The following is a 25,724-nucleotide window of genomic DNA, read 5'->3' as shown; positions in this document are numbered from 1 at the left end:
GGCGGGGGCTCGGGGGCCTCAGGGGCCGTCAGGTGGTCATGGCGTTGCCGCCGTCCGGGGCGCGGCCGCTGCCGCCCACGCCGCCTGGGGCCCCGAGGCCGCCGGCATCCGCGGCTGCCCCCTGATCGGGGACGCGTCCGCTGTCGACCGCACCCGCCTGTCCCGCCGTCGGATCGCCCGCGGGACCCTGAGCGGCGGGGTCGTTCGCGGGGCGACTGGGGTCGCCGGCCTCGTCGTCCCTGGCCGACGTGATGGTCCCGTCGGCCTGAGGGGCTGCGCCGGTCGGGTCGCCCGGGTCGGCGGGTGCGGGGCGCTGCGGCGTACCGGCTTCGTCGTCGTTACGGAGCGCCTCGATCCGGGACTCGGCCGCGTCCAGGCGCTCGGTGGCGTTGAAGTGCTCGTGCTGGATGCCCAGGGAGTCCTCGGTCATGTGCTCCTCGACCTCGTCGGGCATCGGGCCGGCCTCCTCGCCGCCCGGATCCTGCGGCAACGGCAGGTCCGCGTCGTCCCGGTCGCGGTGAGTGTCGGTGTGGACGTCGTCGTCGCGCGTGGCCCGGCGGTCGTCGGCGGGGTCCATGGGGTGGGCCATCAGATCTCCTTTGGGTGGCTGCTGAGGCGGTACCCAGTCGCGCCCGACTCATGCCGCGCCTGGGCCTGGGCAGTGCGAGCAGCCGGCTGGCATGGCCTCGACAAAAGGGTGAGCAATATGCATAGACTTTCATTGGCCTGTTGCGCGTAATGCCCGACAGCGCCTAACTGGAGGCTGACAATTGTCGACCGCGGCGCGCGACGCCCGGTCCCGATCCGAGGAGGCCGCCCATGTCGTCGACCGAACGCAAGCTCGCCGAGCCCTACCGCATCAAGACCGTCGAGCCGCTCACGATGACCACGCGCGAGCAGCGCGAGGCGGCCATCAAAGAGGCCGGCTACAACACGTTCCTGCTGCCCTCCAAGCTCTGCTACATCGACCTGCTCACCGACTCGGGCACGTCCGCGATGAGCGACAACCAGTGGGCGCACATGATGGTCGGCGACGAGGCATACGCGGGCGCGAAGTCGTTCGACATCCTCAAGGACGCGGTCGAGGAGGTCTACGGCTTCCCGTACGTCGTCCCCACCCACCAGGGCCGCGGCGCCGAGCACCTGATCAGCCGGATCCTGATCCGCCCGGGGATGCACGTCCCCGGCAACATGTACTTCACGACCACCCGCCTGCACCAGGAGATGGCCGGGGCCACCTTCCACGACGTCATCATCGACGAGGCGCACGACCCGCAGGCGGAGCACCCGTTCAAGGGCAACGTGGACCTCGCGAAGTTCCAGGCGCTGATCGACCAGGTCGGGGCGGACCAGATCGCGTACATCAACGTGGCGCTCACCGTGAACCTCGCCGGCGGCCAGCCCGTCTCGATGGAGAACATCCGCGCCGTCCGCAAGATGTGTGACGACCACAAGATCATCATGTGGTCGGACGCCACCCGCCTCGCCGAGAACGCGTTCTTCATCCAGCAGCGGGAAGAGGGGTACGCAGACAAGAGCTGCGCCGAGATCGTCAAGGAGCAGCTGAGCTACTTCGACGGGCTGACCATGTCCGGCAAGAAGGACTGCCTGGTCAACATCGGTGGCTTCCTGGCCATGCGCGACGAGAAGATCCTGGTCGCCGCCCGCGAGCTGGTGGTGGTCTTCGAGGGCATGCCGAGCTACGGCGGTCTGGCGGGCCGCGACCTTGAGGCCATGGCCGTCGGCCTGCGCGAGGCCACCGACGACCACTACCTGGCGCACCGCATCGGCCAGGTCCGCTACCTCGGCGAACGGCTCCAGGAGGCCGGCATCCCGATCGTGGAGCCGGTCGGCGGGCACGCCGTCTTCCTCGACGCGCGCCGGTTCCTGCCGCACATCCCGCAGGACCAGTACCCGGCGCAGGCGCTCGCCGCGCAGTTGTACGTCGAGTCCGGGGTGCGGTCCATGGAGCGCGGCAACGTCAGCTCGGGCCGCGGCAAGGACGGCAAGGAGCAGTTCCCGAAGCTGGAGCTGGTGCGCCTGACGATCCCGCGGCGGGTCTACACCGACCGGCACATGGACGTCGTCGCCGACGCGGTGATCGAGTGCTATGCCAACCGGGACCAGATCAAGGGCCTGAAGTTCACCTACGAGTCGCCGACTCTGCGCTTCTTCACGAGCCGCTTCGAGCCGCTGGCCTGACCCCGGTCGCTTGGTCGCCCGGTCCGTGGTCAGGACGTGGTCACTGGCCGAGGCGATCGAGCAGGTCGGCGTACCGCTGTCGGGCGGCGGCCGACAGTGCCCTGACGTCCCGCTCACGGCCTCGTCGGGCAGCGACCTCGTGAATGGCCCGGATCGTGGCCTCCTGGCGGCTGACCCCGTCTTCCTCCGCGAGGCGCGCGAGCACCGCCTCGTCCTCCGGGGTGAGTCGCAACCTCATGGCCATACGGCGATGAAACCACGGTGCTATCACGGATCGCGTCAAGGACCCTGCTCCACGCCTTGCCGGGTGGTTGCCGGTCACGCGAAACGATCAATACCCCGGATTCGGACGAGGTCTGCGTCCTCATCGGGGGCATTGATCGTCGCGGCGAACATCGCGCGGTGGCCGGCAAGCGTCCCGAGTCGTTGCGGGCGCGGCCTGCGCGTGGAGTAGGTCAGTCCTTACTCACCACCGTGAAGGTGGCCACCGCGTGGGCGATGGGCGCGTCGTCGCCGAGCCGGGTCACGTCGCCCTCGACCAGCACGAGCTTGCCGCCGCGCTTGCGGACCTCCGCCGAGGCGGCGAGCTCGTCACCCTCCTTCGCGCCGTCCAGGAACGTCACGGTCATCGTCACCGTCACCGTGGCCTCGCCCTCGTCGAGCCCGGACCGTACGGCGTCGCCCATCGTCGTGTCGAGCAGGGTGGCCAGGACGCCGCCGTGCAGCCCGCCGTTGACGTTGAGCATCTCGTCGGTGACGAGGAGGCGCTGCCCGGCGTCGTCGCCCGGGCGGGCGGCCTCGCCCGGGCCGGTGGGGTGGATGCCGAGGCGCTCGGTGAAGGTCGTCATGGCCCGTACATACCCACGCGAATCCGGACGAATCGCATTGGTGTTGGCGGCCGCCCGCAGCCCAGAACGCCGGGAGCCGGCAGGAACACCGAGGATCGGCGACGACGCCGAGCTCCCGGCGAACGCCGGCCGGGACGAACGCCGGCTACGGCACGACGTACGTTCCCACCTCGCCATCCACCAGCCGCCCCGCGTCGGCGAGCCGCCCGATCACCGCGCGCTTGCCGGTGCGCTGCACGTAGCGGCACGCCGCCTCCACCTTCGGCCCCATCGAGCCGGCCGGAAAGCCCTTGGCCCGCAACTCACTCGCCGGGATCCGCCCGATCGGGCGGGCCTTGGGTGTCCCGAAGTCCTCGACGACGGACGCCACGTCGGTGAGCACCATGAGCAGGTCCGCCTCGACGTCCACGGCCAGCATCGCCGCCGAGAGGTCCTTGTCGATCACGGCCTCGACGCCGACGAGGTCGCCGTCGCGCATAGCCACCGGCACCCCGCCGCCGCCCGCGCACACCACCAGGACCCCCTCGCCCATCAGCCGCCGGATCAGGGGTACCTCGATGATGCGCAGCGGCTGCGGCGAGGCGATCACTCGGCGCCAGTGCGGGCCGTCCTGGCGCACCTGCCAGCCGTACCGGGCCGCCAGCTCGCGGGCCTGCGCTTCGTCGTACACCTCGCCCACGAACTTGGTCGGGTTCTCGAACGCCGGGTCGTTGAGGTCGACCAGCGTCTGGTTGATCACCGCGGTCATGGGCTTGTCCTCGGGCAGCGCGTTGCCGAACGCCTGGAGCACCCAGTACCCGATCAGCCCCTGCGTCATCGCCCCCAGCGCATCGAACGGGTAGGGCCCGGTGAGCCGCGGATCGGCGGCGCTTTCCATAGCAAGCACCCCCACCTGGGGCCCGTTGCCGTGGGTGATGAGCAGGTCGTGCTCGAGGGCGAGGGGTGCGAGCGCGGCCACGGCGACCCGGATGTTCTCGACCTGGGCGGCGGCGTCGGGCACCTGACCGCGCTGCAGGAGGGCGTTTCCGCCGAGGGCGACGACGATGCGCATGAGTGTCATGATGGGGCGGCGGCGCGACGCGCGTCCGCCGATTTCTGAACTCGCTCCTCGTCGCCCGGTCCGACGACATCCGGCCGCTCGTATGCCGACATCGCTTCGCCTCGTCGCCGCCGTCATCCCGCCCGTCGAGGCCCTCGACCACCTCGACGACTTCCTCGAACCGCGTCGCGCCGCAGACCCGGATCTGCGCTGGTCCGCGCCCGCCCAGTGGCACGTCACGCTGGCGTTCGCCGCGACCGCTCCCGAGTACCTCCTCGACGACATCGCCGACCGCCTCGCCGCGGCGGCCGCGCGCCGGCACCTCGGCCCCCTCGCCATCAGCGGTGGCGGCGCCTTCCCGGACCCCGACGGGGCCCGGGTGCTGTGGTCGGGCCTCGCGCACGACGTACCGTCCGAGCGCGACGAACTCGCCGCCCTCGCCCGCGGCGCCCGGACCGCGTTCGCGACCGCCGGCGCGGAGGTCGACGGGCAACGGTTCCGCGCGCACCTCACCCTCGCGCGCCTCGGCCGGCCGGCGAACGTGACGCGGTGGGTGCGGGTGCTGGACGCGTACGCCGGGCCGACGTGGACCCCCGACGCCGTCAGCCTCGTGGCCTCCCACCTGGGGGAGGGGCCGCGGCGGGCGCCCCGGTACGAGATCCTGGCGACCTGCCCGCTCGCGCCCTGAACGGGAGGGGGTGGGGAACCGCGCCGCACCCTGGGCTGGGCTAGACGCCTACGCTGGCGGTCATGTCCGTCTACGCCGTGCACTACACCTACTGCGCCGACGCCGAGGCCATCGCCGCGGGGCGCCCGAATCACCGCGAATACCTGCGCGGCCTCGTCGAGTCGGGGCAGCTGCTCGCCTCCGGTCCCCTGGTGGGGCTGGAGCGCGACCAGGCGCTGCTGATCTTCCGCGCCGACTCGCCCGCCGCCGTCGAGGAGCTGCTGAGCGGCGACCCGTTCCAGCGCGACAAGCTGGTGGAGCGCCACGAGATCGTGCAGTGGAACGCCCTGCTTGGTTCCTTCGCCGAGCACGCTGGCTAAGCCCGTCGCCCGGCCCTCTCCCGTCGCGCAGGGTGGCGCGTCAGTCGCGCCGGGCCTTGCGTCAGCCGCGCCGGGTGGCGCGTCAGTCGCGCCGGGCCTTGTGTCAGCCGCGCCGGGCCTTGCGTCAGCCGCGCCGGGTGGCGCGTCAGTCGCGCCGGGCCTTGTGTCAGCCGCGGGCCTCGTCCTCGTCGGGCAGCTCGGCGGCGCGGGCGTCGTCGTAGCTTGCCGCCTCCGGGACCTCGGACACCTCGGGACTCGGCCCCGAGGTGTCCGCCTCGGCGTACGCGGCCGGGTCGTAGTCGACGATCCCGGCGTCCCACTCCTCGGTGCCGCCGGTCCCGATCGCGACGAGGGGAGCCGGTACGTCGTCCACGGTCGGCGGCTCGGGCGAGAGCTGGGCCGAGGACTCCTTGCCCAGCTCGGCCGCCCGGGCGTCCCACGCCGCCCACGTCGAGGCGCGCAGCTCCTCCATGGACTTCAGCACCTTCTTGCGGTCGCGGGCGCCGAGGCGGTCGACGTACAGCCGTCCCTCCAGGTGATCGCACTCGTGCTGCAGGCAGCGGGCCAGCGTGCCGGTGCCCTCGACCGTGACCGGCTTGCCGAACATGTCGACCCCGCGGACGACGGCGACCCGGGCGCGCTGCACCTCGGCGACGGGGCCGGGGACGCTGAGGCAGCCCTCCTCGCTGGACTCTCGCCCGCCGGACTGCTCCATCGCCGACTCCAGGCGGGGGTTGAGGACGTGGCCGACGTGACGTACGCCGTACGCGTCCTCGCAGTCGTACACGAACACCCGCAGGTTGACGCCGATCTGGTTGGCGGCGAGGCCGACGCCGTGGCAGCAGGCCATGGTGGCGTGCATGTCGTCGATGAGGGCGCGCAGGCCGGGCGTCCCGAAGGCGGTGACCTCGCGGCACGGCCTGGCCAGGACGTCCTCGCCGATCGTCGTGACGCGGCGGCGCCGGCCGCGGCGGGCCTCGGCGATCACCGCGGGGATGCGGTCCACCGGGTAGCCGTCGATCCGGGGCCGGCGGTCGCCCGGGTCGGGGGCGGCCGGGCCGCGTCGCGAGGAACCGAAGGAGCCGAACACCGAAGCCATGCCCCCATCATCGCCCAAGGGGTCGACAGGCAGGGGAGGCGCCTCACCTGGCGGTGGTTATGCAGGCCCGCAATGGCTGAGGCGCCTCTCCTGAGAGCGAGAGGACTCACGTACATACGGGCGTTGTCTCCCCTTCAAGAGAGGCGCCTCACCTGGCGGTGGTCGTGGTGCCGGTGGTCGTGGTGCCGCGGCCGGGTGGTGCGGCCGAGTCGGCTGAGCCGCCTCACCTCGCGGTGCTCGTGCAGGCCCACGTTGGCTGAGGCGCCTCTCCTGAGAGCGAGAGGACTCGCGTACGTACGGGCGTTGTCTCCCCTTCAAGAGAGGCGCCTCGCCTCGCGGTGGGTTCCGGGCTGGCGCTTGTGGCTGCGGCTGGCGTCCGGGCTGGGGCTGCGGCTGGGGTTGTCACCCTGCGGTGGCCGGCTCACCGTCCCGGGCAGCGAGGCGCTCCTGCGCGAGCTGGCGGCCCAGCTCGAACGCGGCCGCGTTGACGTCAGCGGTGCCCGGCGGGCACAGCCGCGGCATCGCCGCGACATAACATCCCGGGTCGAGCGGGATCAGGGTGCTCATCGCCCCCAGCAGCGCGGTGTTCTTGACCTTCGGGGAGACGCGGTCGCGCAGCTCGCGCGGGTCGAAACGGACCACCGGCCCGAACCGCGAGGCGATCTCCTCGTCCAGCCCCTCCGGGTAGGCGCTCACCCCGGCCGGGTACATGTCCTGGGCGAAGTAACACGCTGCGCCGCCGGGCCGGGCCCACGCGGCCCAGCGCAGCAGCTCCATGCGTTCCAGCGCGTAAATGACGTCGGCCTCGCCCTGCGGGATCGTCGGCGACTGCACGCGGCCCGGCCCGAACCGGACGTGGCTGAACACCGGCCCGCCCCGCTGGGACATGCCGTGGATCTCGCTCTTCTTGACGTCCAGCCCGGCGATCAGCGCCGCCTCGGCCAGCAGGTCGCTGGCCAACACGATCCCCTGCCCGCCGACGCCCACCATGAGCACGTTGACGACCTCGCTGGCACGCGCGTGCGAATCCGCCGCAGCCTCCGGCGTACCCGGTGTCCCCTCAGCCACGGCCCGGTCCCCCGACGTCGATCAGCGGCAGGTGCACGAGCCTGCGGTCCTCGCGCTTGTCCTCCAGCTTGCCGGCCTTGCTCAGCTCCTTGGCCTCGATCACGCACAGCCCGACGACCGCGAGCAGCCGTACCCCGCGGCGGTCGGCCAACTCGTCGATAGTCGCGGTCACCGCGGCGCGGTCGTGGGCGTCGACCTGGGCGAAGTTCTCGTCGGGGATGCCGAAGGCCTTGGCGAGGTACGGATAGCTCAGCGCCCACGCGTCCTCGCGCCCCATCCGCTCCCCGGACAGCGGGTTGGGCTGGGTGCCGGTCATCGCCGTCGTGCCGTTGTCGAGCACAATGTAGAGCCCGTCCCGCTTGTTCCAGCACGCGTTGAGCAGCCCCGTCAGCCCGGAGTGCGCGAACGTCGAGTCCCCGATCACCGCCGCGATCGTCGGCCGGGCCGGGTCGTGGCCGAGGACGGCGTCCATGCCGTGCGCCATCGTGATCGAGGCGCCCATGTCGACGAGGGTGTCCATGGCGTTGTACGGCGGCAGCACGCCCAGGCTGTAGCACCCGATGTCGCCAGAAACGACCATGCCCTTGTCACGCAGCGCCGCGTACACGTGCCCGTGCGGGCAGCCCGCGCACAGGACGGGCGGACGAGGCGGTACGGCGAGCGCGGGCGCCACTCGGGAGCCCTCGGCAGCGGGCGCGCCCAGGCCGAGACCGGCGCGGACGACCTCGGCGCTGAACTCCCCGATGCTCGGGAAGGCATCCTTGCCGATCAGGCGGGTGCCCGATCCGGGGGCGCCGATGCCCCAGGACCGGACCTGGGTCTCGATGACGGGGTCGAGCTCTTCAACGACGTACACCGTGTCGTGGGTGCGGGCGAACTCCTCGATCATCCGCCGGGGCAGCGGGTGCACGATGCCGAGCGTCAGGATGTCGACGGCGATCGGGCCACCGGGGGCGTTCTCGAAGGCCTCGCGGACGTAGGTGTACGGCACCCCGGACGTGATGACGCCGACCCGCGTGCTTCCGGCGCCGGCCGTCACGGTGGTGTCCGCGACCCTGCCGGGCAGCGACTCGATCCTGTTGGCGGGGTGCGTCTCGGCGACCTCGGCCAGCGCGCGCAGGTGCTCCTCCACGACGACGCGGCGGCCGCGGGCGTTGCCGGGGATCATCACGTACTTGGCGGGGTTCTTCGTGAATCCCCGCTCGTGACGCGGCCGCTCGACGGTCGCCGGGTCGGCGACCTCGACCACGGACTTGCTGTGCGACAGCCGAGTGGTGGTGCGCAGGAAAACGGGAGTGTCGTACGCCTCCGACATCTCGAAGGCCGCCTTCGTGAACTCCAACGCCTCCGCCGCGTCGGACGGTTCGAACATCGGGATCTTCGCGGCGATCGCGTAGTGGCGGTTGTCCTGCTCGTTCTGGCTGGAGTGCATCGAGGGGTCGTCCGCGGTGACGATGACCAGGCCGGCGTTGACCCCGGTGTACGCCGCGGTGAACAGCGGGTCCGCCGCCACATTGACGCCCACGTGCTTCATCGTGACGAGGGCGCGGCCGCCGGCCAGCGCGGCACCCAGCCCGACCTCGAGCGCGACCTTCTCGTTGACGGACCACTCGCAGTACAGGTCCGGGTACTCGAACAGCGCCTCGAGGATCTCCGTGGACGGGGTGCCGGGGTAGCCACACCCGACCGCGACGCCGGCCTCCCAGGCGCCCAGCGCGATGGCCTCGTTTCCCGACAGCAACCGCCGGTTCGTGGCCGTCGGATTCTGGCTGGCCAGTACGTTCGTCACGTCCGCACCCCTTCGCTCGGGTGCTACGGGACCCTAGTCGAGAGCCCCTGTTACGAGACGGAACGTCTCACCACCCGGCGGCCCGGAGGCTGGCCGCGCGGGGCTCGGGCGCTGGCCGGCCCGGCCTGGCTGGCGTGCCGGGGCGGAGCGAGCACCCACGACCGTTCGTGACCTGCACGTTGGGTGCCATGGCACCCTTTGGGCAGGTCGTGAGCGGTCATTGTCCACAGGGGACGGCGGTCTGGAGCAGCTCAGCGGGTCAGGGCCAGCCTGGCGCCGAAGCCCACCAGCACCGCCCCCGTGATGCCGTCGATCGAGCGGTTCACCCCGGGGCGGGTCAGCCAGCGCCGAAAACTGCCGGCCAAGAGAGTCACGGTGCCCAGGAAGAGCAGCCCCTCGGCGTTGTGGACCAGCGCCAGCAGCGCGCCCATCGCCGCCGGGGGCACGTCGTCGGGCAGGAACTGCGGCAGCATCGCCACGTAGAACGCGCCCACCTTCGGGTTGAGCAGGTTGGTGAGCAGGCCCGTACGGAAGTTGGCCCACCCGCCAGGGTTCATCCCCCGCCCCGCTGCCGGATCGGCGGCGTCCGTCGGGTCGGCCGGGCCGTGCGGGTCGCGCGGGTCATGCGGGTCGGCCGGGTCGTGCGGGTCGTGCGGGTCGTCGTGCGGGTGCGTGGGGTGGCCGGGTACGGCGGAGCGCCGCCGGGTCGCCGACCACAACAGGCGGCCACCGAGCCAGAGCAGGTACGCCGTGCCGACGTACCGCAGCACGTCGTACGCGATCGACGACGCCGCGAGCAACGCCGACACCCCGAGCGCCGCGGCCAACCCCCAGCACAGCACCCCGGCGTTGACGCCCAGCGTGGTCAGGATTCCGGCCCGGCGGCCGCCGCGCAGCGTCGAGCGGAGCACGATCGCGGTATCGAGCCCGGGGGTGATCGTGACCAGCCCGGCGACCAGCGCGAACGAGATGACCGCCTGGTGAAGAGTCACGCGGTCACATCCTTTTGTCGTGGAGCTAGAGGGAATGCGCAGGAACAGGAACAGAGCCGTGGACGGCTGCGGCCATTGTCGGCGTGATCGTGCCGGTTAGGCCATGCGGGCACAGATGAAACCGTGTCGGCGCGCCGGATCGGCACGATCCTGCCGGTTCCGCCGAGCCCTGCGCCGACACGTGTTTGCGCCGGCCGGCATCGCAGCCGAGATCGCAGACCTACTGTTGTCCACCCGTCAGCAGGTCTGCGTCCTTGCCTGCGACCCGGCCGTGGGACGGGCGGTCGACACCCGCGGGTTTCTGCCGCCGCGTACGGCGTACGACCACCGCCGCGTACGGCGTACGGTCGCCCATGCTCACCCCGGTAGCCTTGGTCATCGTGCTGACGATGCAAGACGCGCTGCGGATTCTCACCGACTACTGGACCGCGAAGGGCTGCCTCACGGTGCAGCCGTTCAACACGGAGGTGGGCGCCGGGACGATGAACCCCGCGACCGTCCTGCGCGTGCTGGGGCCGGAGCCGTGGGACGTCGCGTACGTCGAGCCGAGCGTGCGCCCCGACGACTCCCGCTACGGCGAGAACCCGAACCGGCTGCAGACGCACACCCAGTACCAGGTCATCCTCAAGCCCGAGCCCGGCGACCCGCAGGAGCTCTACCTCGGCAGCCTCGAGGCGCTCGGGATCGACCTGCATGCCCACGACGTACGGTTCGTCGAGGACAACTGGGCCCAGCCGGCGATCGGCGCCTGGGGGCTGGGCTGGGAGGTCTGGCTGGACGGGATGGAGATCACCCAGTTCACCTACTTCCAGCAGGTCGGTGGCCACAACCTGGACCCGATCCCGGTGGAGCTCACGTACGGCATGGAGCGCATCCTCATGGCCGTCCAGGGCGTCACCCACTTCAAGGACATCGTCTACGCGACGACCCCGGACGGCGGCGTCATCACGTACGGCGAGGCGTTCGGCCAGGCCGAGTATGAGATGAGCCGCTATTACCTCGACGACGCCGACGTGGCGACCAACCAGAAGCTCTACGAGTCCTATGTGGCCGAGGCGACCCGGATGGTCGAGGCGCGCCTGCCCGTCCCCGCCCACTACTTCATCCTCAAGTCCAGCCACGCCTTCAACGTGCTCGACGCCCGCGGCGCGATCTCGACGACCGAGCGGGCGAAGGCGTTCGCGTCGATGCGGCGCCTCATGCGCGACACCGCGACGCTGTGGATCGAGCGGCGCGAGGAGCTCGGGCTGCCGCTGCTCCGGGAAGAGCGCACCAAGCTCGCGGCCGTGCCCTCGCCGAGCCGCACCGAGGTCCCGACCACCCCGCAGACGCTGGCGTTCGAGATCGGCCTGGAGGAGCTGCCGCCGCACGTCGTGCCGGAGACCATCACCGCGGTGCGCGCCGCGCTCACCGAGAAGCTGGCGGCGACGCGGCTGGCCCACGGCGAGATCTGGGTCGACGGGACGCCGCGGCGCATCGTCGCGACCGTGGCCGACGTCGCCGCCGAGGAACCGGACGCGGCGCGCCAGGTCAAGGGGCCCAAGTGGGCTGCGGCGTACGACGCCTCCGGCGAGCCCACGAAGGCGCTGCAGGGCTTCGTCCGTGGCCAGAAGGCGAGCCTTGAGCAGGTGGTCAAGGCCGAGATCGGCGGGAACGAGCACGCCGTCATCGAGGTCACCGAGGCGGGCCGCCCGGCGCTGGACGTGCTGGGCGAGGTCCTGGCGGAGGTGGTGCTCGGGCTGCGCGCCGAGAAGAACATGCGCTGGCGCGACCCCGAGCTGAGCTTCTCCCGGGCGATCCGCTGGCTGGTCGCGCTGTGGGGCCCGGTCGTGGTGCCGGTCACGGTGTCGTCGGTGGTGGCCGGGCGCTCGACGTACGTCCTGCGCGGCGCCGAGCGACCCTGGGTCGAGGTCGCGCAGGCTGGCGACCTCGTGGACGCCCTGCACGACGCCGGCATCGAGGTGTCGGTGGGGGCGCGTCGGGATAGCGTCGTGAACCAGGCGCGCCGGCTCGCGGAGGCCGTCGGGGGTCGGGTGGACGTCGATGGCGATGCCGCGGTGGTGGACGAGATCACCAACCTCGTCGAGCAGCCGCACGGGATTCTCGGCTCCTTCGATGAGCGCTATCTGGAGTTGCCGGACCGCATCCTGACCACGGTGATGCGCAAGCACCAGCGGTACCTGCCGGTGCGTTCCGGCTCGGGGGAGCTGATGCCCTACTTCGTCACGATGGCCAACGGGGACTGCGACGACGACGTGGTGCGGCGCGGCAACGAGTCGGTGCTGCGGGCCCGCTATGAGGACGCGCTGTTCTTCTGGAACGCCGACCTGCGCGCCGAGGCGGTGGACGCCTTCGTCCCGGGCCTGGAGAAGCTCACGTTCGAGAACCGGCTCGGCTCGGTGGGGCAGCGGGCCCGCCGCATCGCCGACGTCGCCGGACGCCTCGCTGAGCTGCTCAGCGAGCGCCGCACCAGGCTGTCCGACGCCGAGGCGGCGACGCTGGCCCGCGCCGGCGAGCTGGCCAAGTTCGACCTGGCCAGCCAGATGGTGGTGGAGATGAGCTCGCTGGCGGGTTTCGTGGCCAAGGAGTACGCGGTCCGCAAGGGCGAGACCCCCGAGGTGGCCCAGGCGCTGGCCGAGATGGAGCAGCCGCACACGGCCGCGGATGCGGTGCCGGCGAGTCTCCCGGGCGCGCTGCTGGCGCTCGCCGATCGGTTCGACCTGCTGATGGCGATGTTCGCGCTCGGCGCCAAGCCGACCGGGTCCAGCGACCCCTATGGGCTGCGGCGCGCCGCCCTCGGGGTAATCCGGATCCTGCGCGAGGACGCGGCTGACGGGCCGCTGTCCGCGCTGGCGAACCTGACCGTGTGGGACGGGTTGGCGGCGGCCGCATCCCGCTTGGCGGTGCAGGGCATCGAGGTGCCCGACGGTTCCATCGAGGCGGCCGAGGAGTTCGTGGCGGGACGGTTTGCGCAGCTGTTGCGGGACGAGGGCGTCGGTGCCGGCTTCGTCCAGGCGATCCTGCCGGGCGCCGGTTCCCCGGGCCGGGCGGCGGCGACGTTGGCGGCGCTGCAGGGTCTGGCCGGGGACGAGGGCTTCCGGGACCTGGTCGCCGCGTTGCAGCGGATCGAGCGGATCGTGCCGGCCGGGACCCCGACGACGTACGACGGCGCGCTGCTCACCGAGCCCGCCGAAGAGGGCCTGCACCAGGCCCTCTGGGCGCTGAGACTGGACCATCCGAAGGACGTGGCGGAGTACGCGGCGGCGGGCCGAGCCCTGGTCGGGCCCATCGCGAAGTTCTTCGACGACATCCTCGTGATGGCCCCGGACCCAGCCGTCAAGGCGGCCAGGCTCGGGCTGCTGGCCGCGGTCCGGGCCAGCGCCCCGCACACCGTGGACTGGCGCGCCCTGGACCTCGCGCTGGGCGCCTGAACCGGCTTGCGTCCACGCTCCGACCGCTCCGGTTTCCCCTGCGGCGGCCCGGGCCTACGGTGTGGGGCAAGGGCCGTCGAGCAGGGAGCGGGGAACGGGCGATGGACGATGACCGGATCCGGTGGCTCAACGCTCGCCTGCCCAAGACCCGCGTCATCGGGCATGGTCTGATCCGCGACCAGTCGGGTCGGGTCTTGCTGTGCGAGCTGACCTACAAGCAGCAGTGGGACATGCCCGGCGGCGTGGTCGAGCCCGCGGAGCCGCCCCGCCGGGGCTGCCTGCGGGAGGTCCGCGAGGAACTCGGCGCCCTGTTCCAGGCCGAACGGCTCCTGGCGGTTAACTGGCTCCCGCCGTGGCGCAGCTGGGACGATGCCGCCATCTTCCTGTTCGACCTCGGTCGCCACGAGGCCGCGCTCACCGAGACGTTCCGGCTCGAGCCGCACGAGATCCGGGCGGTGCACTGGTGCGCCCCGGACGAGATCGCCGACCACGCGGCCGCCGCGACAGCCCGTCTCCTGGCCCGGGTGCTGCGGGACGGCGAACCCGGCGACGGCGTCCTCTACCTGGAGGACGGTGCCGACCCCACCGGCTGACGCCGCGGGCTCCACCGGCTGACACTCCGACCCCACCGGCTGGCGGCCCAGCCCCCAACAAAACGGCCCGAGCCGACCGGGTGGGCGGCGATGGTGCCCCGCAAACGGGGCAAGCCGGCACCCGGCGTACCGCTCCCCCCTACAGTGACGTCCATGACCCAGGCCGCCCACCCCAGCCCCGAGTCCGCCGGCACGCGAGCCGCGCTGAAGTCGATCCCGGCGTACAAGCCCGGGTTGCCGCCGACGCCCCGACCGGGCGTGACGGCGTACAAGATGTCCTCCAACGAGAACCCCAACGCCCCGCTGCCCGGGGTCCTGGAGCGGGCGCACGCCGCGGCGGACACCGCGAATCGTTATCCCGACATGTTCTCCACCCGCCTCGTCCAGCGCCTCGCGGCTGAGCTCGGGGTGCCCGAGGACGACGTCATCGTCGGCACCGGGTCCTCCGGTGTGCTCATGCAGACCGTCCTGGCCACCTGCGAGGCCGGCGACGAGGTGGTCTACGCGTGGCGCAGCTTCGAGGCGTACCCGATCATGGTCGGCATCACCGGCGCCCGCTCCGAGCAGGTCCCCCTCGACGAGCGCGGCCGGCACGACCTCGCGGCGATGGCCGCGGCGATGGGCCCCCGCACGCGCCTCGCCTTCGTCTGCACGCCCAACAACCCCACCGGACCGGTGGTCCGGCACGGCGACCTGCGCGAGTTCCTCCATCGCGTCCCGCCGCACGTGCTGGTGGTGGTCGACGAGGCGTACGTCGAGTTCATCCGCGACCCCGACGCCGCCCGCGGGCTGGAGCTCTACCGCGAGTTCCCCAATGTCATGGTGCTGCGGACGTTCAGCAAGGCGTACGGGCTCGCGGGGCTGCGGGTGGGGTACGGCGTCGCGCACGCCCCGATCTCGACGGCGATCCGCAAGACCGCGGTGCCGTTCGGGGTCAGCACCGTCGCCCAGGAGGCAGCGCTGGCCAGCCTGGACGAGCGAGAGGCGCTGCTGGCGCGGGTCGAGGACATCGTCCGCGAGCGCGGCCGGGTTGTCGCTGCGCTGACCGAGCAGGGCTGGCGGCCGCCGCAGACGCATGCGAACTTCGTCTGGCTGGCGACGGGGGAGCGCACGGACGAGATCGCCGCCGCGCTGTCGCAGGAGGGCCTGTCGGTGCGTCCGTTCAGCGGCGAGGGGATCCGGTGCTCGATCGACGTGCCCGAGGCCAACTCGGCCCTGGTCGCGGCGCTGAGCGGGTTCGCCCCCGAGGTCTGAGCGGGCAGCCAGCGCGGTCGCGTCAGGCGGCGGTGTCGTGGGCCCCGTCGGCGTACCGATTCCGGCGCCGGCCGCCGACCCGTCGACGCTGCGCGCGCCCATCCGCCTCGCTCTCATGAGCGGCGGCGCCCGCCGGGTCCGAGCGAGCACCGCGGGACGGCGTGAAGAGCACGAGGACCCGCCGGCCCCAGGCCAGGCCCACGCGACCGATCGTCAGGAGTGCGGCCAACAACACCGCTGAGGCGGCCCAGCTGCGCCACCCGGCCGGTTCGGCCACCGACCACGGCGTACCGTCGTCGCCCCGCTCGGACTCGATGACCACCGGCAGCACGTCGCCGGGCTGCGGGAAGAGGAACCCGGCGTACGCCAACGGGACCAGGTCGTGGCCGTCCCGGGCGACGCTGACCGCGCACATCCCGCGGCTCCCCCCGGATGGCGGGCATGTGACGACGACGGCGTCGACGCCGGGACGGCCGGCCTGACGGGCGGTCTCCGCGAACTGCGGCCCCGCGAGACCCACCAGCAGGGTCCCCAACAGCGCGCACGCCGCAAGCGCGAGCGCGGGCCCGACGATGCGGGCTCGCCCGGGGCGGGGGCGCCGTACGTCGTCCGCGGGGGACCGAGCCATGCCTGCCCCATCGGCTCCGCCGCCGGTGACTTGAACGGCCTGGCGCCGGGCGACGGTGCCCTGAGGGCGAACCGTCCGCGTTGTCCGCGTTGTCCGCGTTGTCCGCGCGCTGGTCGCGGGCCGATGCGGGGACGTGTGACGTCAGTCTCAGGTACGGTGTCGGGGAACGTGCAGCACGTCGGCCGCGGACACCTGTGGGCGGGCGGGCGCGCGGCCAGCCGGCGTCACCCTCGCCGCTGGATCACGCGGTCGGCCCGGCGATCCCGGGCCGCGAAACGGTACGAAGGAGTGCCTGTGAGCGACTCAGTCCACCTGGCGTTCGGCGGTGACTACTCCGGCGTCGACCACCACGAGTCCGTGGTGGGCATGCCGCACCTGCGGCACGACGGCGGCCCCGAGACGATCCGGTTCATCGACAAGGACGGCAACCGGATTCGCAACGATGTGAACCTGCCGTACGACCCCATCGTCGACGCGATGACCGACGAGGACGCCCAGGACCTCTACCGGGACATGGTGCTGATCCGCCGCCTCGACATGGAGGGGACGGCGTTGCAGCGCCAGGGCCAGCTCGGGCTGTGGCCGGGGCTGCTCGGCCAGGAGGCCGCCCAGATCGGCATCGGCCGGGCGATGGCGCGCCAGGACTACGCTTTTCCCGGTTACCGCGAGCACGGCGTCGCCTACTGCCGCGGCGTGGACCCGCTGGCGATCTTCGGCCTCTACCGCGGCGTGACGCTCGGCGGCTGGGACCCGAACGAGCACAACTTCCATCTCTACACGATCGTCATCGGCAACCAGGCGCTGCACGCCGTGGGCTACGCGATGGGCGTCCAGCGCGACGGCGACGTGGGCACCGGTGACCCGGACCGGGACGCGGCGGTCGTCGGCTTCTTCGGCGACGGCGCCACCGCCCAGGGCGACATCAACGAGGCGTTCGTGTTCGCGGCCGTGAACCAGTGCCCGATCGTGTTCTTCTGCCAGAACAACCAGTGGGCCATCTCCGAGCCCAACGAGACGCACACCCGGATCCCGCTCTACCAGCGGGCGCGCGGCTTCGGCTTCCCCGGGGTGCGCGTGGACGGCAACGACGTCGTCGCCGTGTACGCCGTCGCCAAGGCCGCCCTCGAGCACGCCCGGTCCGGCCAGGGCCCGTTCCTCATCGAGGCGTACACCTACCGGATGGGCGCCCACACGACGTCGGACGACCCGACGAAGTACCGCGACTCGGCCGAGGTCGACCTCTGGCGGGACCGGGACCCGATCGAGCGGGTCAAGACCCACCTGCTCTGGCGAGGCAACACCGACCCGGAGTTCTTCGCCGGCGTCGACCGGGAGGCCGACGAGCTGGCGCAGCGGATCCGCGCGGCCGTGCAGGAGATGCCCGACCCCGAGGTGGACGCGATGTTCGAGCACGTCTACGCCGATCCCCATCCCGGGCTCGCGGCGGAGCAGGCCGCGCTGCACGAGTACGAGGCGGGCTTCGAGGGTGCCGAGGGTTCGCAGGGGGCCGCGCGATGACCAAGTTGACGCTGGCCAAGGGCATCACCGCGGGGCTGCGCCGGGCGATGGAGGCCGATCCGAAGGTGCTCGTCATGGGCGAGGACGTGGGCCGGCTCGGCGGCGTCTTCCGCGTGACGGAGGGGCTGCAGAAGGACTTCGGCGAGGACCGCGTCATCGACACGCCGCTCGCGGAGTCGGGGATCGTCGGTACGGCGGTCGGGCTGGCCCTTCGCGGCTATCGACCGGTGGTCGAGATCCAATTCGATGGTTTCGTCTACCCGGCGTTCGACCAGATCACCAGCCAGGTCGCGAAGATGCACAACCGCTCCGCGGGGCGCGCCAAGCTGCCGATGGTGATCCGGATCCCGTGCGGCGGCGGCATCGGCGCGGTCGAGCACCACAGCGAGTCGAACGAGGCGTACTTCCTGCACAGCGCCGGCCTGCGCGTCGTCGCGTGCTCGAACGCCGAGGACTCGTACTGGATGATCCAGCAGGCCATCGAGGTCGACGACCCGGTGATCTTCTTCGAGCCGAAGCGTCGATACCACGACCGCATGGAGGTCGACGAGGGCGGCGCGGCGCCGCGCGGGCTGTACGAGGCCCAGGTGGTGCGGTCGGGTGGGCACGTCACGGTGGCTTGCTACGGGCCGATGGTGAAGACCTGCCTGGCCGCCGCGGACGCCGCGGCAGAGGAGGGCAAGGAGCTGGAGGTCATCGACCTGCGCGGGCTGAACCCGCTGGACTTCGGTGCGCTGCGGGCCTCCGTGGAGAAGACCGGCCGCCTGGTGGTCGTGCACGAGGCGTCGCGGTTCATGGGGTTCGGCGCCGAGATCGCCGCCCAGGTCCAGGAGCAGCTCTTCTACCACCTGGAGTCGCCGGTGCTGCGGGTGGCGGGCTACTCGATCCCGTACCCCGCCAGCAAGCTTGAGGAGCACCACCTGCCCGACCTCGACCGCGTGCTCGACTCCGTCGACCGCGCGCTGAGCTACTGACCCGCGCGGTGCGCGCCGGAGAGGAGACGCCGCGATGGGCGTGAAGGTGTTCAAGCTGCCCGACCCGGGCGAGGGTCTGACCGAGGCCGAGATCATTTCGTGGAAGGTCGCGGCCGGTGACACGGTGACCGTGAACCAGATCGTCGTGGAGATCGAGACCGCGAAGTCGCTGGTGGAGTTGCCGATTCCGTGGGCGGGGTCGGTGGCCCAGTTGCTGGTGGGGGAGGGCGAGACCGTCGAGGTCGGTACCCCGATCATCACCGTCGAGGTCGCCGGGATGGAGTCCGACCCGGGCGTGGGGGGCGTCGGCGGGACCGCGCTGGGCTCGCCCGCCGGAGCGGGCGGGGCCGAGGCCGCGGTCGCGGGTGAGATGGCCGGCGCCGCCGAGGGCGGCGCGGCGGTCCCCGGTGACTCCGCGCGGGTCGTCGACGATGCCCCGGGGGCTGGTGGCTCGGGTGGTGCGTTGAGAGGCGCCGGTACGTCGGGAGGCGCCGGTACGTCGGGGTCGGTGAAGACGTTCCCGCTGCCCGACCCGGGCGAGGGTCTGACCGAGGCCGAGATCATCAGCTGGAAGGTCGCCGTCGGGGACTCCGTGACGGTGAACCAGATCGTGGTCGAGATCGAGACGGCGAAGTCGTTGGTGGAGCTGCCGATTCCGTGGGCCGGAACGGTGGCCGAGCTGCTGGTGCCGGAGGGACAGACCGTCGAGGTCGGCACCCCGATCATCACCATTGCCGTGGAGGGCCCTGCTGGTGGCGGCGCCGGGGCTGCCGGAGCCACTGGTGGTGCGGCCGGCTCGGCTGGTGCGGCTGCCGCCGGTGCGGCTGCCGCCGGTGCGGCTGCCGCCGGTGCGGCCGGTGGCGGTTCGGCCCAGGGCGAAGCCGAGAAGCGCGAGCCGAATCTGGTCGGCTACGGCGCGATTGCCGGGTCCACCAAGCGGCGCGCCCGCAAGGGTGGCGTGGCGCCCGCCCCGGCAGGGGGCCAGCTGGGCTCAGGTGGTACGCGGCCAGGGGCCGGTGCGGCGGCAGCTCCCGACGTACAAGCATCTCCCGACGTACCGGCAGCGTCCGACGTACCGGCTGCCCCCGCCGTACCCGCTCCCGCGGCGCGCCCAAGCGGCGCTGCCGGACCGACGTCCCCGGCGGGGCGGCCACTGGCGAAGCCGCCGGTGCGCAAGTACGCCAAGGACCGCGGCGTCGACCTGAACCAGGTCAGCGGCTCGGGCGAGGGCGGCATCATCTCGCGCGACGACATCGACGCCTTCCTCGCCGGAGGGGCCGCCGGCTCCGGAAGTGGCACGGCCGAAACCCGACCGCTCACGACCAGCACGTTTGGTGCCATGGCACCCAATGCGCAGGTCACGAACGGTCGCCCTGTGGATAACTTGCGCTCGGGCGAGCGCGAGACCCGGATCCCCGTCAAGGGCGTCCGCAAGATGACGGCGGACGCGATGGTGCGCAGCAAGTTCAGCGCGCCGCACGTCACGGAGTTCGTGACCATCGACGTCACGCCGACCATGGAGCTGGTCGAGCGGCTGAAGGCGGACCGGGAGTTCCGAGACGTCAAGGTCACCCCGCTGCTCGTGGTGGCGAAGGCGCTAGTGCTCGCGTGCCGCCGCAACCCCGGCGTCAACGCGGTCTGGGACGAGGCGAGCCAGGAGATCGTGGTCAAGCACTACGTGAACCTGGGCATCGCCGCCGCCACGCCGCGCGGGCTGGTCGTCCCGAACATCAAGGACGCCGACGCGATGACGATGCGCGAGCTGGCCGAGGCCATCGGTGGGCTCGTCGACGTGGCGCGCGCCGGGCGTACCCAGCCCGCCGACATGGCCGGCGGCACCATCACGATCACCAACGTGGGGGTGTTCGGGGTCGACACGGGGACGCCGATCATCAACCCCGGCGAGAGCGCAATCCTGGCGTTCGGGGCGGTGAAGCGGATGCCGTGGGTCATCGACCACGGCGGCCAGGAGATGGTGGTGCCCCGCTGGGTCACGCAGCTCGCGTTGAGCTTCGACCACCGGCTCATCGACGGGGATCTGGGCAGCCGCTTCCTCGCCGACATCGCCGCGATCCTCGCCGACCCCGCGAAAGGCCTGGTCTGGGGTTAACGTCTCGCCGACGCTCGGTCCCGAGGGTCGCACCCGCCGGGGTGCGGCCCTCGTCGACGCTCGGGTTTTGACGGCGTTCCGAACCGATACCACAAGGGGTTCCCGCGACACGCAGTGACGCTTTTCATCAGCATTTATGTCATAAGAGTACGTCGCTCCACTTGGCGGTGAAATCCGTTGGGGACGGCAGAGCACGCGGTACCCACTGCAGCCCTCACTCTGTGGTGATTCCGTGGTTCCCGCAGGGCACGCCGCCCCACTAGCGCGACATCCCACTGCCGCCCTTTTCCTGGCACTGGCGCCCGGCTTCAAGTAGGGCGTCAGTGGGGGAGACAGGGCGGCCGTCGGGGAAAGAGGGCGTCAGTCGAGGAAACGGGGCGGCTGTTGGGTTCACCGGGCACCCCGTCCCAGTGCCGCCCTTTTTCTGGCACTGGCGCCCCGCTTCAAGGAGGGCGTCAGTGGGGGAAAGAGAGCGGCAGTCGGGGAAAGAGGGCGTCAGTCGGGGAAAGAGGGCGTCAGTCGGGGAAAGGGGGCGGCAGTTGGGTTCACCGGGCACCCCGTCCCACTGCCGCCCTTTTCCTGGCACTGGCGCCCCGCTTCAAGCAGGGCGCCAGTGGGGGGAACAGGGCGGCAGTCGGGAACAAGGCACAAACGGAACGCGGGCACTAGCGGGGAAAGAGGGCGGCAGTGTCAAGGGACAGTCGGAACTGCCCAGTGGCGGACATGAAAGCTGCCCGCTGACGGTCACGAGATCTGCCCGGTGGTGGCCACGGGATCTACCCAAGGGGGTTGTGGCCACCACCGACCAGGGTGGTCAGTTCAACGGGCTCACCCCTTGACCGGCGAGTGCTTGGGTGAGCCGGACGCTGTCGCCGCTGGTCTGGCAGACGTGGGCGTGGTGGAGCAGTCGGTCCACCGTGGCGGTGGCCAGCGTCTTGGGCATCAGCTCGTCGAACCCAGAGGGGTGGAGGTTCGAGCTGATCGCGACTGACCGCTTCTCATAGGCGGCGTCGACGAGTCTGTAGAGCCCCTCGGCGGCGTCCGCGGCGACCGGCAGCAGGCCGATGTCATCGACGATGACCAGGTCGGCGCGCAGGACCCGGGCGATGGCCTTGGTGACAGTGTCGTCCGCACGGTGCCTTCGGAGTAGGACGCCGAGGTCTTCCAGGGTGAACCAGGCGACCTTCAACCCGGCCTCGACGGCTTGCTGGCCAAGGGCCTCCAGCAGGAACGTCTTCCCGGTGCCCGACGGGCCGCAGACCACGAGGTTCTCGCGGCGGTGGACCCATTCCAGGGTGCGGAGCGCCTGCTGGGTCGGGACTGGGATCGAGGATGCCTCGGGCTGCCACGCGTCGAAGGTCTTCCCGGTGGGGAAGCCCGCCGACGCTCGCCGGGTGACAAGTGCGGAACGCTCCCGGCCGGCGACCTCCTCGGCGAACAGCGCCTTCAACACCTCGGCGGGCTCCCAGCGTTGGGCTTTCGCGGTTGCGACGACCTCGGGTGCGTGACGACGGATGTGCGGCAGCCGCAACCGGCGCAACAGCTCCTCCAGTTCGGCTGGCAGCGGCGGTGCTGACGCCGTGCTTCTCGTCGTCATCGGGCCACCTCGTTCCCGTCGCGGCCGTCGTGCTGGCCGACCTGTTCACCGAGCCGTGCCCATGCGCTGGTGCCCTGGGTCAGCGAGGAGTCCTCGCTGGCCCGGTGCTCACCGGCTTTCGGTGCTCGGGCGTGGTGGTCCAGGATCGAGGACAGGTCTGCTTCGGCGAACCGGCCGTGCACGGCGGCGTGGCCCAGTGCCCAGTCGACCTCGACGGGGTCGAACAGCTTGGCCAAGCTGAGGGCTTCGGCCATCTTGACGCGCATCCGTGGTGTGCCTGCGGCGGCGGCCTCGATCAGCCACAACCTCGCGCCCTCGCCCAGGTCGAGGAAGTCGGACTCGGCCGGGTTCTTCGCACGGGGCTGGCGGTCCAGTGGCCCGGACGGCTGGGCTGGGAAGTGCTCGTCATCGATCTTCGGGGTGCCGGGTGTGGCCCGGCGGTGGCGGGCGACTTCGAGGGGACCGTCCTGGCCGACGTGGACGATGACGACCCACTCGTCCTCGCCGACACCATGGGCACGGACCCACACCGTCGCACCCAGCAGGGCATGCGGGACCGAGTACTGGCCGGACTCGAACATCACCATCGGTGTGTTGCCCGGCACCACCCGCGTGGTGCCGAACGCGACCGTGTGCGGGGTCATCGGGACCGGGTGCAGCCGGACCCGTTCCTCGGCGAGCATCTCGATCGGTGGCCGACGAGTGACCCGGTGCGCTCGGGTGTTGACCTTCTCGCAGAACTCCACGCACGCCGCCTCGAGCTCGGCGAACGAGGCGTACCCCTCGCGCAGGTTGGTGTCCTTGGGGACCAGGTCGGCCTTGCTGATCTTCACCGACGACTCGGTGCCGCCCTTGGACGCCGGATCGGCCGGGACGCAGGTGTGCACGACCATCGAGTAGTGCTCGGCGAACGCCACCAGCTGCGGATTCCGCACCGGAATTCCGGCGATGTGCTCGACCGTGACGGTCTTCTCGTTGTCGGTCAACACATAGGTCGGCACCCCACCCAGCCGCCGGAACGTCACGTCCAGGGCAGCGAACACCGAGGGCATCGTCTTGTCGCGGATCGGCAACACGACCCGGAACCGCGACCAAGCCAGCCAGGCGACGAACAGCACGGTCTTGACGCCGTCGACGACGGGGCCATCGCCGTAGTCGTACTGCAACCACATCCCCGGCTCAGTCACCCAGGGACGGTGCACCCGCACGTGTCCGGCCCGGTAGGACTTCTTGACCTTCGCGACCGCACGGCGGGTGGTGCGCTCCGACCCTCCGTAGCCCAGGGCGAGCAGCTTCTCGTGCGCCACATCGGCACGGACCTTCCCGACCGACCGCTCGACCCACTCCTCGACCTTGGGCAGATACTCATCGATCAACATCGGCCGCACCGCCGCCGCCGGCAACTCCCCGCCGCCAGCACGGCGATCCACGTACCGCTTCACCGTGTGGTGGGAGCAGCCAGCCAGCTCGCCGGCATCGCGCAACGAACCTGTTAGGTCGTAGGCATCCAACATTTCCATGATCTCCTCGGCAGACTTCAACTCATCCCTTCCTCGGGAGCGATAGGGCGCATCAGCACCGCTCATCGCACCCGAGGAAGGGGGCCTCAACCGCGCAGGTCGGCGAGGCAGACGACGTCGTGTCGGGCAGATCCCATGACCGTCAGTGGGCAGTTCTCACGTCCGCCAGCGGGCAGCTTCGTGGCCGTCTCCGGGCAGTTTCTCGTGGCCGCCGACACGGCAGTCGGGGAAGAGGGCGGCAGTCGGGGTGGGGAGCCTGTCACAGCCAGCGGGCATCCGGACATAGTGGAGTGTGCGCGAGGACGACGAGCGGGACCGGCGGGACGCCTTCGAGGCGGCCTATCGGGCGCACTATTGGCAGGTCGTCGCGTACGCCGCCCGTCGGCTCGGCCCCGGTGAGGACGCCGCCCGGGACGCAGCCCAGGAGACCTTCGCCGTCGCCTGGCGCCGCCGCGCCGACCTGCCGGAGACGCCGTTGCCGTGGCTGTACGCCGTCGCCGCCCACGTCGTCCGCAACGCCCAGCGCGGCGATCGGCGTCGGGATCGGTTGGCGGCGCGGCTGCAGGCCGTACCGGATGCCCCCGGCGCCGAGCGTGCCCCTGCCCCGGCGTCCGGGGCGCTGGTCGCGGATGTCGACGACGATCCCGTAGGTCGTGCGCTCGACCGCCTCTCCGCCGCGGACCAGGAGGTGCTGCGGCTGGCCGCCTGGGAGGACCTGGGCACCGCCGAGATCGCGCAGGTCCTCGGCTGTTCGGCGAACACCGCCGCGGCGCGCCTGTCCCGTGCGGAGAAGCGGCTGCGCGCCGCGCTCGACGTACCGGTCCAACCGCCACCGGCGACGGCGAAGGTGCCGCTGCGCCCGCCGACCCCCGCCGCACCGATCGTGAACGACAAGGAGGTACGCCGTGCGTGATCACGCCGACGTCATCGATTCTCTTCGGGCCGTCGACCCGGCGGCCACCACCGCCGACCGGCGCGCGCTGGATGCCCGAGCCCAGGCGGAACTGCATGCACTCCTGGCCGACGGCGACGAGCTGGCTCCGCGCCGGCTGCGGCGCCAACCCGGGCGCGGCCCGCGCCGTTGGAACGCCCTGGGCGCCGCCGCCGCCGCGGTCGCGGTGCTGCTCACCGGTACGCTCGGCGGGGCCCAGATCGCTGCCCTGCGCGGCGACGACCAAGCGCCGAGATCGGCGCTCGTCGATCCGGGCGGCCCGTCCTCCGGCGCAGCCGCTGCCACCAGCGACACCCCCGACGCCGTAGCGCGCCAGCGGATGCAGGCCACGCTGGATGCCTACCGCGCGGCGACGGCCAAGGCCACGCCGCCGTACCTCTTCGGCGCCCTTTCCGGGCGCGACCTGATCGAGGCCCAGCTGCGGCTGGACCCGACGCACGATCCGGCGGTGGGCGAGGCCGTCCGGTCCCGCCGGCTGCTGGGGGTGCCGATTCAGCCTCGGTGGGCGGCGTCCTGGGACGCGTTCCGTACCCGGGCCGTTCCCGACGCCCCCCGAGTGTCGCCGACGGGGGTGGCCCCGACGCACTCCCCGAGGGACACCCTGGTGCCGGTCCAGACGGCCACCGGGATGATCGAGGTGGATGGCATGGATTTGACCATGGGACATGAGGGCAGCGGCGTGCATCTGCTGGTGCCGTACGGGGAGGCGGGATCGTACGTCGACCTGCCGCGCGCCGACCCCACCGGCCGGCCGGCCTTCGTGCGCGGCTACGACTCGAGCAGCCGCACCATCGGGGCCGCCGTCATCGAGGACGAGAACGCGACGCGCGGGGAGTACGCGCTCGACGTCCGCGAGGAGCACGACGTCGTCGTGGTCAGCGTGCGGGTGATCCGCGACTCGCGGCCGACGGCCGGCGCGAGCGCCGGCGTCATGCGTCGGATGCGCACCGTGGAACTGCCCGCGGTCCAGCTGAAGGAGCCCCTGGCTAGCCGTCCGATGCTGGACGCGGCCACCGGAAGTTATGTCGACAGCGCCGGGTGGTGAGGCGCAGTCGGACAGCGG

The 25,724-nt window shown here is 71.8% G+C and carries 23 protein-coding genes; 11 read left to right on the top strand and 12 right to left on the bottom strand.

The genetic code is table 11. The features are described 5' to 3' along the window. Positions 1-28: 28 nt before the first annotated feature. A complete protein-coding gene (locus tag IPK37_04770) occupies positions 29-589 on the bottom strand; it encodes a hypothetical protein (protein QQS01731.1) in 561 nt (186 codons plus the stop codon). Between the two features lie 230 nt (positions 590-819). On the opposite strand from IPK37_04770, the gene IPK37_04765 reads away from it, so the two are divergent. Further along, entirely contained in the window at positions 820-2,202 is a 1,383-nt protein-coding gene (locus tag IPK37_04765; protein ID QQS01730.1) for a tyrosine phenol-lyase, read from the top strand. A gap of 40 nt (positions 2,203-2,242) precedes the next feature. On the opposite strand, the gene IPK37_04760 is transcribed toward IPK37_04765, so the two are convergent. From IPK37_04760 to IPK37_04750, 3 genes are all read right to left on the bottom strand, one after another. Next, entirely contained in the window at positions 2,243-2,446 is a 204-nt protein-coding gene (locus IPK37_04760; GenBank protein QQS01729.1) for a CopG family transcriptional regulator, read from the bottom strand. Positions 2,447-2,657: 211 nt separating this feature from the next. Beyond that, positions 2,658-3,050 carry a PaaI family thioesterase gene (locus IPK37_04755; protein QQS01728.1) on the bottom strand — a complete coding sequence of 131 codons (393 nt, stop codon included), beginning with the start codon at positions 3,048-3,050 and terminating at the stop codon, positions 2,658-2,660. Between the two features lie 145 nt (positions 3,051-3,195). Beyond that, positions 3,196-4,101, bottom strand: a complete 906-nt coding sequence (locus IPK37_04750; GenBank protein QQS01727.1) for a carbamate kinase — start codon at positions 4,099-4,101, stop codon at positions 3,196-3,198. A 91-nt stretch (positions 4,102-4,192) separates the two neighbouring features. Between IPK37_04750 and thpR the strand changes: the two genes are divergently transcribed. Both thpR and IPK37_04740 read left to right on the top strand, forming a co-directional pair. Continuing rightward, positions 4,193-4,777, top strand: coding sequence for an RNA 2',3'-cyclic phosphodiesterase (thpR, locus tag IPK37_04745; GenBank protein QQS01726.1), 585 nt, complete (start codon positions 4,193-4,195; stop codon positions 4,775-4,777). A gap of 62 nt (positions 4,778-4,839) precedes the next feature. Further along, a complete protein-coding gene (locus IPK37_04740; GenBank protein QQS01725.1) occupies positions 4,840-5,136 on the top strand; it encodes a hypothetical protein in 297 nt (98 codons plus the stop codon). 166 nt (positions 5,137-5,302) lie between these two features. Here the strand turns inward: IPK37_04740 and def are convergent, their stop codons facing one another. The 5 genes from def to IPK37_04715 form a co-directional block, all read right to left on the bottom strand. Beyond that, the gene (gene def / locus IPK37_04735; GenBank protein ID QQS01724.1) at positions 5,303-6,235 is read right to left on the bottom strand and encodes a peptide deformylase; all 933 of its coding nucleotides are present in this window, start codon (positions 6,233-6,235) and stop codon (positions 5,303-5,305) included. 402 nt (positions 6,236-6,637) lie between these two features. After that, positions 6,638-7,303, bottom strand: coding sequence for an indolepyruvate oxidoreductase subunit beta (locus tag IPK37_04730; protein QQS01723.1), 666 nt, complete (start codon positions 7,301-7,303; stop codon positions 6,638-6,640). Continuing rightward, complete coding sequence (locus IPK37_04725) at positions 7,296-9,044, bottom strand: indolepyruvate ferredoxin oxidoreductase subunit alpha (GenBank protein QQS02676.1); 1,749 nt, start codon at positions 9,042-9,044, stop codon at positions 7,296-7,298. The genes IPK37_04730 and IPK37_04725 overlap by 8 nt, the downstream gene beginning before the upstream one ends. A gap of 299 nt (positions 9,045-9,343) precedes the next feature. Beyond that, positions 9,344-10,084, bottom strand: a complete 741-nt coding sequence (locus tag IPK37_04720) for a LysE family translocator (protein ID QQS01722.1) — start codon at positions 10,082-10,084, stop codon at positions 9,344-9,346. 220 nt (positions 10,085-10,304) lie between these two features. Next, a complete protein-coding gene (locus IPK37_04715; protein QQS01721.1) occupies positions 10,305-10,463 on the bottom strand; it encodes a hypothetical protein in 159 nt (52 codons plus the stop codon). A gap of 10 nt (positions 10,464-10,473) precedes the next feature. Here IPK37_04715 and IPK37_04710 point away from each other — a divergent pair, with 10 nt between their 5' ends. From IPK37_04710 to IPK37_04700, 3 genes are all read left to right on the top strand, one after another. Next, a complete protein-coding gene (locus tag IPK37_04710; protein ID QQS02675.1) occupies positions 10,474-13,515 on the top strand; it encodes a glycine--tRNA ligase in 3,042 nt (1,013 codons plus the stop codon). A gap of 101 nt (positions 13,516-13,616) precedes the next feature. Beyond that, positions 13,617-14,108 (top strand): NUDIX hydrolase, encoded by a 492-nt coding sequence (locus tag IPK37_04705; GenBank protein QQS01720.1) that lies wholly within the window; start codon positions 13,617-13,619, stop codon positions 14,106-14,108. 153 nt (positions 14,109-14,261) lie between these two features. After that, complete coding sequence (locus tag IPK37_04700) at positions 14,262-15,362, top strand: histidinol-phosphate transaminase (GenBank protein ID QQS01719.1); 1,101 nt, start codon at positions 14,262-14,264, stop codon at positions 15,360-15,362. Between the two features lie 22 nt (positions 15,363-15,384). Here IPK37_04700 and IPK37_04695 read toward each other — a convergent pair whose 3' ends face one another. Then, the gene (locus IPK37_04695; protein QQS01718.1) at positions 15,385-15,990 is read right to left on the bottom strand and encodes a hypothetical protein; all 606 of its coding nucleotides are present in this window, start codon (positions 15,988-15,990) and stop codon (positions 15,385-15,387) included. 366 nt (positions 15,991-16,356) lie between these two features. On the opposite strand from IPK37_04695, the gene pdhA reads away from it, so the two are divergent. From pdhA to IPK37_04680, 3 genes are read left to right on the top strand one after another with little or no spacing between them, the layout of a single operon-like run. Beyond that, a complete protein-coding gene (gene pdhA / locus IPK37_04690; protein ID QQS02674.1) occupies positions 16,357-17,508 on the top strand; it encodes a pyruvate dehydrogenase (acetyl-transferring) E1 component subunit alpha in 1,152 nt (383 codons plus the stop codon). Continuing rightward, positions 17,505-18,482, top strand: coding sequence for an alpha-ketoacid dehydrogenase subunit beta (locus tag IPK37_04685; GenBank protein ID QQS01717.1), 978 nt, complete (start codon positions 17,505-17,507; stop codon positions 18,480-18,482). Before pdhA ends, IPK37_04685 begins: the two co-directional genes overlap by 4 nt. A 34-nt stretch (positions 18,483-18,516) precedes the next feature. Next, entirely contained in the window at positions 18,517-20,592 is a 2,076-nt protein-coding gene (locus IPK37_04680) for a 2-oxo acid dehydrogenase subunit E2 (protein QQS01716.1), read from the top strand. A gap of 814 nt (positions 20,593-21,406) precedes the next feature. Here IPK37_04680 and IPK37_04675 read toward each other — a convergent pair. Together IPK37_04675 and IPK37_04670 are read right to left on the bottom strand one after the other, a co-directional pair. Then, on the bottom strand, positions 21,407-22,189 hold the full coding sequence (locus IPK37_04675; protein ID QQS01715.1) for an ATP-binding protein: 783 nt from the start codon (positions 22,187-22,189) through the stop codon (positions 21,407-21,409). Further along, entirely contained in the window at positions 22,186-23,730 is a 1,545-nt protein-coding gene (locus IPK37_04670; protein ID QQS02673.1) for an IS21 family transposase, read from the bottom strand. The genes IPK37_04675 and IPK37_04670 overlap by 4 nt, the downstream gene beginning before the upstream one ends. Before the next feature lie 271 nt (positions 23,731-24,001). Between IPK37_04670 and IPK37_04665 the strand changes: the two genes are divergently transcribed. After that, a complete protein-coding gene (locus IPK37_04665; GenBank protein ID QQS01714.1) occupies positions 24,002-24,622 on the top strand; it encodes a sigma-70 family RNA polymerase sigma factor in 621 nt (206 codons plus the stop codon). Continuing rightward, complete coding sequence (locus IPK37_04660; GenBank protein QQS01713.1) at positions 24,615-25,706, top strand: hypothetical protein; 1,092 nt, start codon at positions 24,615-24,617, stop codon at positions 25,704-25,706. The genes IPK37_04665 and IPK37_04660 overlap by 8 nt, the downstream gene beginning before the upstream one ends. Positions 25,707-25,724: the final 18 nt, after the last annotated feature.

The organism is Austwickia sp. (assembly GCA_016699675.1).
GTDB lineage: Bacteria > Actinomycetota > Actinomycetes > Actinomycetales > Dermatophilaceae > Austwickia.
This window is presented reverse-complemented; position numbering and strand designations above follow the sequence as displayed.